The organism is Rhodococcus sp. (in: high G+C Gram-positive bacteria), assembly GCF_049591685.1.
Classification (GTDB): domain Bacteria; phylum Actinomycetota; class Actinomycetes; order Mycobacteriales; family Mycobacteriaceae; genus Rhodococcoides.
Genome location: NZ_JBAWFH010000368.1, coordinates 1 through 8,155, shown reverse-complemented (window position 1 = coordinate 8,155; position 8,155 = coordinate 1). Strand labels below are relative to the sequence as shown.

7 protein-coding genes are annotated in these 8,155 nt (G+C 64.5%); 3 read left to right on the top strand and 4 right to left on the bottom strand.

Translation table 11 applies throughout. The features are described 5' to 3' along the window. Window positions 1-903 (bottom strand): sigma-70 family RNA polymerase sigma factor (locus WBQ44_RS15350; protein WP_495567533.1); only part of this gene is annotated, 903 nt, incomplete at its 3' end. Between the two features lie 156 nt (window positions 904-1,059). Here WBQ44_RS15350 and WBQ44_RS15345 point away from each other — a divergent pair. After that, window positions 1,060-2,034 carry a GTP pyrophosphokinase gene (locus tag WBQ44_RS15345; RefSeq protein WP_495567532.1) on the top strand — a complete coding sequence of 325 codons (975 nt, stop codon included), beginning with the start codon at window positions 1,060-1,062 and terminating at the stop codon, window positions 2,032-2,034. A gap of 20 nt (window positions 2,035-2,054) precedes the next feature. Here the strand turns inward: WBQ44_RS15345 and WBQ44_RS15340 are convergent, their stop codons facing one another. Next, window positions 2,055-2,282: a DUF2510 domain-containing protein gene (locus WBQ44_RS15340; protein WP_495567531.1), complete on the bottom strand. Its 228-nt coding sequence runs from the start codon at window positions 2,280-2,282 to the stop codon at window positions 2,055-2,057. 209 nt (window positions 2,283-2,491) lie between these two features. Between WBQ44_RS15340 and WBQ44_RS15335 the strand changes: the two genes are divergently transcribed. Then, window positions 2,492-3,745 (top strand): sulfite reductase subunit alpha, encoded by a 1,254-nt coding sequence (locus WBQ44_RS15335; RefSeq protein WP_495567530.1) that lies wholly within the window; start codon window positions 2,492-2,494, stop codon window positions 3,743-3,745. Between the two features lie 107 nt (window positions 3,746-3,852). Next, the gene (locus tag WBQ44_RS15330; RefSeq protein WP_495567529.1) at window positions 3,853-4,704 is read left to right on the top strand and encodes a TY-Chap domain-containing protein; all 852 of its coding nucleotides are present in this window, start codon (window positions 3,853-3,855) and stop codon (window positions 4,702-4,704) included. Here the strand turns inward: WBQ44_RS15330 and recD are convergent. Further along, on the bottom strand, window positions 4,681-6,579 hold the full coding sequence (gene recD, locus WBQ44_RS15325) for an exodeoxyribonuclease V subunit alpha (RefSeq protein WP_495567528.1): 1,899 nt from the start codon (window positions 6,577-6,579) through the stop codon (window positions 4,681-4,683). The two genes, WBQ44_RS15330 and recD, sit on opposite strands and share 24 nt — an antisense overlap. Next, a partial coding sequence (locus WBQ44_RS15320) for a 3'-5' exonuclease (protein WP_495567527.1) occupies window positions 6,576-8,155 on the bottom strand: 1,580 nt, incomplete at its 5' end. The genes recD and WBQ44_RS15320, both read right to left, overlap by 4 nt.

The window sequence follows — 8,155 nt, the reverse complement described above, 5'->3', positions numbered from 1 at the left end:
GTCACCGCGGACATCGAGCACGTGAAGTTGAAACGGCATGTGCACGCCGTCCTCGTTGCGCATGTACAGCCCGTACGCCGGTTGCCCGTTTGCCGAGGTAGGCACCATTTTCATATCGCCCGGGCCTTCCGCCGGGCAGTTGCCCCGGATGAGCGCGCCGATGTTCTCGCCACCCTGATACCAGCCCTCGAACGGGGGCATCTCCCACACTGCATCCTGGGTGAACAACTCGACCAACTGATCGATGTCGTACCGCTCGAAGCTGTCGACGTACTTGGCCAGCAACTCCTGAGTCTCAGCGCTCGTCGGTTCCACGACGCCGTCCTGGGTCGGCATGTCTTCTTCCAACTGCGCGCGCGCCCGTTGCAGCAAACTGTTGACGGCGGTGGTCGTCGTCGCCAAGACCTCGGCAACCTCGGACGCCTTCCACTGGAGCACCTCACGCATCAGAAGTGCGGCTCGCTGACGGGACGAAAGGTGTTGCAGCGCAGCCACGAATGCCAGCCGAATCGACTCTCGTTCGACCACTATCGTCGCTGGGTCGTTGCAGTCGGACAGTTCCGAGTCGGAGATGGGTTCGAGCCACGGGATCTCGTGTTGGGCGATCAGGTCATCGGTGGGGTCGGAACTGGGAGCACCGAGACCGGTCGGCAGCGGCCTCTTCGACTTGCCTTCCAACGCCGTCAGACAGGTGTTGGTGGCTATCCGATACAGCCAGGTGCGCATCGACGACCGGCCTTCGAACTTGCCGTACCCCCGCCACGCGCGGATATAGGTTTCCTGCACCAGATCCTCGGCGTCGTGGATCGACCCGGTCATCCGATAGCAGTGCGCGAGAAGTTCGCGCCGAAAAGGATCGAACTGCGAAACGAATTCGTCGCTTCCTGCGACCGTGGCCGTCATGACCAAGAGAGTAAACCTCCACGCCGACAAGTGTTGGGTGGTTGGCCACTGCAGACACGCACACCCGCCGGACGCCCTCCCGCCGAGGGACTATTTGCTGCGCTAGCCTTTCCCAGCGACGGTCCTCGTCGGTTCTTCGATCGGAGTCAGCACGAAATGACAGCCTCGACGAGTATCGACGAGCTCGTCGACGAGGCGTATTCACAACGCCGCCGCGCCTGGCAGGCTGCGCTGGTCACTGCGCAAAATTTCTTGGAAACGATTGCCGACGAAATTCTCGACAACGTGGATCGCGATCGGCTCAACGCACAGACGGCCCGAATCAAGGATCCGGCGCGGGCGGCCGACAAGCTCCGCCGCAAGATCGCAGAGGGCAGGATCACCGAGCCGGCCGGCGTCGACGACGTGATCGACGCATTGAGCGATCTGATCGGCATCAAGGTGCTGTGCAAGAGCCCGCGCGATCAGCACGCACTCGTCGACGCCCTCGAGCGTGCCTGCCGCAACCCGGAGTGCTCTGTTCGTTTCGCGAAGGAACCGATGGACTACGTGGCCTTCCCGAAGCCGAGTGGTTACCGGGCCTATCACGCCGTACTCCTCGTTCGCGTGGCAACGCATCAGGGCGATCTCGACGTCAAGGTCGAAGTGCAGGTCAAGACCCGACTGCAGGACGCGTGGGGCGAGCTGACGCACGAGGACATGTACAAACCGGGTGAGCCGCTCAAGCCCACCAAGGCGCACGACGAGTACGCCCGGCAGATGGCGGAACTACTGCTGCAGGTCGACCTCATGGCGGACGATCTGGCGGCGCAGCTCGATTCGCAGACAACCGTTTCGAAGGACGTCGCCGATCAGCCGAGCCCGGTTCCGAAGGACTCGGCGATCATTTCGGCACGAGTCACCCGCACGGGTCCACGGTATGCACTTGCCGTGGGTCCCGACGGTCGACGAGGTCTCATTCCTGCCCGATCGGTCAAAGCCGTCATCGGCGCCAAGGACAGAATCGCCGTCGACAACTACCTCGCCGTTGGCGACGTGGTGCAGGTTGTCGTCGAGGACACCGAAGACGCTCTCTACTACCATCTCTCGTCACAACCGCCGTCGAAGCGATTGCGGAGTCGACGAGAGTGAAGGCTCGGCTCGGCGACCTCTCAGGTGAGTTCGCGGCGAGATGTCCGGCCGGTCGGAACTCGCCCGTCGAAATACCGCAGCAGGGTTTCGTCCTGGGCGTCGGGATACCAGCCGGGTGCAATTCTCACCTTGACTCGCCCCCTCGGAGTTCGCCGATCGCTCCCGATCACCATGGCGACGAACCCGGCCACCACCGTCATCGACGCCACCGCCACGAAACCGATGATCACTATCTGAAACAGATCCATGTTCTTTCAGTCCCCGCCCCGTACGAACCGCTTCACTGATCGATCACGCGCATGCCTGCCGGTCCCACCCGGCCGAGCCGCGTCGGTGCGAATCTCGACACGCGTCGGTGCAGATCTTGGCACATGGTTGCTCACGGTCACACCCACGGCGTACCGCAAGCCGTCGAGCGCGACCGCTCAGGCGGGTCGACGGTTTAGAATCGGCGGTCATGACCACGCAGGATCACGACGGTAAGGCGGGACTCGACATCGACGAACGATCGATAGCGGTCGGTACGACGCTCACCGACGCACCATCCCATCCGTCGACGAAAGCGCCTCGACCGCCGACCAAGCGTTCTCCGTGGAACCGAAAGAACCCCTACCGCGCCCGAGTTCTGGCCAACCGGGTGTTGTCCGGCGCCGGCTCGTCCAAGGACATTCGGCACTACGCGTTCGACCTTGCAGACAGCGGACTGGCGTACGAGCCGGGCGACGGCCTGGGTGTCAAACCCGTCAACAACCCCGAGCTGGTGGACGCCCTCATCGGCAGATTGGGCATCGATCCCGACACCACGGTCACCCTGAAGGGCGCAGAGCATCGGCTCGACGAGCTTCTGAGCCATTCGTACGAGATCGGTGTGCCGTCGATGGACCTGATCGAGGTAGTTGCCGAGCGCTCCGGCGACGCGGAGCTCGCACACGTGCTGGCAACGGGTGATCGAACTTCACTCGACGCTTGGGCGTGGGGCAGGGACGTCCTCGATGTGTTCGCGTTGGACTCCTCGTACTCCCCCGAACCCGCTGAACTGCTCGAACTGCTGCGCCCACTGCAGCACCGCGTCTACTCGATCTCATCCGCTCCATCGACGCACGACGGCGAAGTCCACGTCACCGTTGCCAGCGTTCGCTACCGCTCCGCCGAGCGTGATCGCGGCGGTGTCTGCTCTACCTTCCTGGCCGATCGAGTACCCGCAGGCGAAGCGGCGGGCGTGTTTTTGTCGGCGAACAAGTCGTTTCGCCTCCCCACCGACGACGAAACGCCGATCGTCATGGTCGGGCCGGGCACCGGCGTCGCACCGTTTCGCGCCTTTCTGCACGAACGCCGGGCGCGGGGTGCATCGGGCCGCAACTGGCTGTTCTTCGGCGACCAGCACCGCGACAGCGATTTCATCTACGAGGACGAACTGCTCGCGATGAGCACCGACGGCACTCTGGCTCGCCTCGACCTCGCTTTCTCGCGCGACCAACGCGAGAAGGTGTACGTACAGAACCGCATGCGGGAGAACGGCAAGGAGCTGTACGGCTGGCTCGAAGAGGGCGCCAGTTTTTACGTCTGCGGCGACGCGACACGGATGGCAAAAGACGTCGACGAGGCTCTTCACGATGTCGTTGCAGAACACGGTGGGCGCTCTGCCGACCAGGCAGAGGACTACGTCGCCGAACTGAAGTCCGCCAAACGCTACCTGCGCGACGTCTACTGACCGAGACTTCGGGGCGTCGCCTCGCCGACTTTGTCGGACCCGCCCGCTATCTTTCGATTTGCAGAACTTCGGGTGCACAGTCGTGGGTGATCGGCGAAGGAGCGCAAGTGAGTGCAGGGCGTGACAGGGATTTCGAGACGGCCGGGTTCGATGTCGCCGGGTTCGAAGTTGTCGTGTTCGAGGCGTGGCGACGATTCGAGGCCAACTTGACGACGTATCTCGCCGCGTTGCCCGAGGGGTCGTACATCACCATCACCTCGGCACAGGCAAGCCACGGCACCCGAGGTCAACGTCCCTACGTGGACCTGGTGGGCGTCGACGACCTGATTGTCGGGGTCGCGTCCCTACCGTCGTATCTCTACCCCGGTACCCCTGGTGCAGAGTCCGGTGACCGCCGTCTGTACGGCCTCGGATGGTCGGAGCCCGGCAAACCGATGGTCGACGGCACGATCATGGATTACACAATCGACGGGCAACGCGACGAAGCGGATCTCATCGCCACCGTCGCAGTCGCCACCTTCCGGGAGGTGTGGAACGTTCCGCACCCGTCCTTCCTCAGCGCGTGGGCGGTCGGTCTCAGCGGCGAGGCCGATGGGCCAGTGGCGCTGGCCCACAACCCCGGTGTCGCCGACGAGGCGGCCGATGTAGCCACCGCCGGTTCACTTCCGACCGAGCTTCGTTCACTGCATGCGTTCTGCGAGGTGGCCGGTGCTCGTGTCGATTCCGCGACGGTGCACGCGGTTTGCGCGAGTGCCGATCTTTCGGAGCTGCACCTGCGCGCCCGTGCCCACGCTCGTGGCTGCGTGGTGCAGAGCGAGCAGTGCACACGCGACGGGGCGAAGGCTGCGGCTCGGGTGTGGAGCCTGCAGGCACGGTCGTGGTGCCACACCGCCGACAGTGTGCGGATGGCGATCGCGTCGCGAAACGCTGCGTCGTCAGGTCACGATCGTCCGGCGTAGTCCGCTGGCTCGTAACACCTGGCGCTCCACTCCTGCTTGCACCGCTTCCTCGGTCCCGATGATGCGGACGTGCTTCCGAGCGCGAGTGATCGCGGTGTAGAGCAGTTCGCGAGTCAGGAGCGACGACGCCTGAGCAGGCAGCATCACCGAGACGGTGTCGTACTGGCTCCCCTGGCTGCGGTGAATCGTCATGGCGTAGACGGTCTGCACCGAGGACAGCACGTTCGGGTGGACCAGCAGGGGTTCGGCTCCGCGCTGGAAGGCTGCCATCAGTGCACCGTCACCTGTATCGATGATGACGCCGGTGTCGCCGTTGTAGATGCGTGCTTCATGATCGTTGGCCGTCAACAGCAGCGGTTGACCCGCGTACCACGGCGGGTTCGCGGAAATAGTGGGGATCGCAGAAGCGGCCGGGTTCAGGAAGGTTCCGGTTGCCTCCCCGACCCACTCCATGGCCCGACGAGCCCACAATTGCACCCCGAAAGGTCCCTGTCGGTGCGCGCACAGCAGCCGATGCGATTCCAGACCTTCCAGTGCCTCGACGGCCCGTCCGCGCCGTGCGAAATCGGTCACCGTAGCCGCGGTGGAGACGATGTCGGCGTGCAACGCATCCAGATCGGTCGGTCCGTGAAAAGACACTTCCTCGCGCTCGGATTGCAGCAGTTCCACAACTCGATCGGCGTGCCCGTCACGCACGGCTACGGCCAATTCTGCGATTGCGCCACCGAATCGTCTGCCGCGGCTCAACCGAATCACCCCGCCGGCGAGCCGACTGCGCTCGGCCCCGGAAAGTGCGGCCTCGTTTGGGTCGCTGGCCGCGTCGAGATCCGGGGCGATCAGCGACAGCAAGGTCGGGTTCGTGGTGGGGCGGACCGGCCGCGCGACGAGGTCGGCGAGCACCGCGCCGGCGTCCACCGATGTCAACTGATCGGGGTCACCGACAAGAATCAACCGGGTATCCGCGCGCACGGCTTCGAGCAGTCGACACATCATCGTCAACGACACCATCGAGGTCTCGTCCACCACGATGACGTCGTACGGAAGCCGGTTGGACGCATTGTGCCGAAATCTGCTCTTGCTTCCACGCTGCCACCCGAGCAGCCGGTGCACGGTCATTGCTGTGATGCCCTCTGGCAGGCCGAGTTCAGCGGATTGGTTGGTAACCGATTCCTGCAGTCTCGCAGCCGCTTTCCCCGTCGGAGCGGCTAGACCGATGCGGATGGATGGTCCGAGTTGGTGCACGAGCAGCGCAAGTATGCGGGCTACGGTGTGGGTCTTGCCTGTTCCGGGCCCACCCGCGATCACGGCGGTCCATTGCGTTGCTGCCAGGGCCGCGGCAATTCGCTGACGATCGGGCGCTGCCGTCGGCTGCCCCAAGCCGTCGGTGAACAGTCGGTCGAGCAGCACCTTGATTCGGTCTCGGTCCGCGTGAGGAACCATCTGCTCGCGACTGTCCAGCACCTGTCGAATGGTCCGCTCCTGCAGGAAGTAGCGATCGAGATACAGCAACTCGCCCTCGTCGGTGTCGACGAGTCTCAGTGGGGTGAGCGGACCGCGTTCACCTCCGGTTACTAGCGGACTCGCACGCAATGCGTTCAGCACGTCGCTCAATTCGGGCCACGGCAGCGCGTCGACATCGACGTCGGATTCCTCGTCGACGGTGACGTCGCGGAGGCGACGCAGGTCGAGGCACACCGAGCCGGACCGGACCGCGCGTACCGCGAGGGCAGCCGCGAACAGTACTTCCTCCGAGGTCTCGCCACTGAGCATCCCGATTCGCAGCGCGACGTGGACGTCGGCGGCAGCGAGTATCCCGGCCGCGTTGAACACCTGCAGTCGCCCTTTGGCGCGTTGTACCAATTGTGCGTCGGTCACGGCGCCTCTATTCCCGCAAGTAGATCGGACACGTCCGTGACGAGCGGCGCAGGCGGATACCAGTCGAATACTCCGCACCCTGCAGGGGTCTCGGGTCCGACCATCCCGCGTACGAAGTGGTACTGGACTCCGCCGAGATGCATTTCGGGGTCGTACCCGGGCTGACGCCACCGCAGATACCTATGCAGCGCAACGGCATACAGCAGCGCTTGCAGTGGATAGTGGGAGCGCAACATCTCCTGAGCCATTCGATCCCGAGTGAAGTGCATGACGGTGAGGTCCCCTCGGGACAGCCGGTTGGTCTTGTAATCGACGACGACGTAGCGCGGATGGCCTGCCGAACCGATGATCCGGAGTACGGAGTCGATACTGCCGGTGAGGTAGCCACGCAGAGGCTGAGATTCGAGTACGTCGAGTTGATCGGCGTAGGCGTACAGCGAGTCCTCGGTCGGCAGGTGCTTGCGGATCAGTCGCGCGATGCCGCGAAGTGTGACGACGTGGGCGACTGGATCTTCGCCGCCGGCGAGCGGAAGTTCGAAGTCCAATTCGGCCAGGTGATCGGCCGGTGCGATGTCGGCGAGGGTTCCGAAGCCCAACGGTGTCCGCAGCACCGGCATCAGCGCGTCGGCCAATTGCTGCGGGTCGATGTCTTCGAGCCGTTCGTCGATGGCATCGGTGCAACGGCCGAGCAGCTCCGCGCTCAGATCCGTCGCCGACGTATCGAGGTGTTCGAGGACCTCGTGTACCAGGGTGCCGAACGCGGCACCCGCGGGTAGACCGTTCATGGGCGACGGTATTCCGCTCAGCTCGTCGTCGATCGGAGGTGCTTCCTCGGGTTCGTCGTTCTTCTCGGGCCGTTCCGGTTCGCTCGTCACGCCGGGGCCGTCGTGGGCCGCAGCGGTCAGAGCCGAGTACGACGTACGGCGCCACAGCATGTCGAGGCTTCGACCGAACGTTGCCGCGTGCAGGCGCTCGACCGCGCTGTCGGTCGAGCGTTCTACCGGGGTCACGTCGCGAGGCGTCACTTCTTCGACGGTGATGGCGCCGCCCGCTGCCCCCGCCCAGGACTCGAGCCTGTTGGCGACCACTGCGTCGTCGGGCACCTTGACTTTGGGCTCCGGCTCCACGATTCCGGGAATCCGGCCGAACAGCAGACGGTGCAGCGGGGCGGTAGCGGTGGTGAAGGCGGGCGCCCACCACGCCACAACGCGGCATTGGGCTCGCGTCAGTGCTACGTAGAGCAGCCGAAGCTCCTCGCCGCCCTGCTCGATGTCGGACAGCGATTTACGCATCGCCCACCCTTTGCCTCGACCGCCGCCGACATCCAGGATCCGACGTCTTCCGTCGTGGAACAGCAGCGTCTGCGGTTTTTGGATGGTCGACGCGTGCCAGGCGAACGGGACGTAGACGATGGGAAATTCGAGCCCTTTGGTGGCGTGGATCGTGGCGATTTGGACGACGGCGGCTTCGCTGTCCAGTCGTCTGCTGCGCTCGCCGGTGCTGACGGCGCGAGGATTGGAGATCCGCTCGGTGAGCCAGCGGATCAGCTCGCTGACCCCGAGAGACTCCTCGTCGG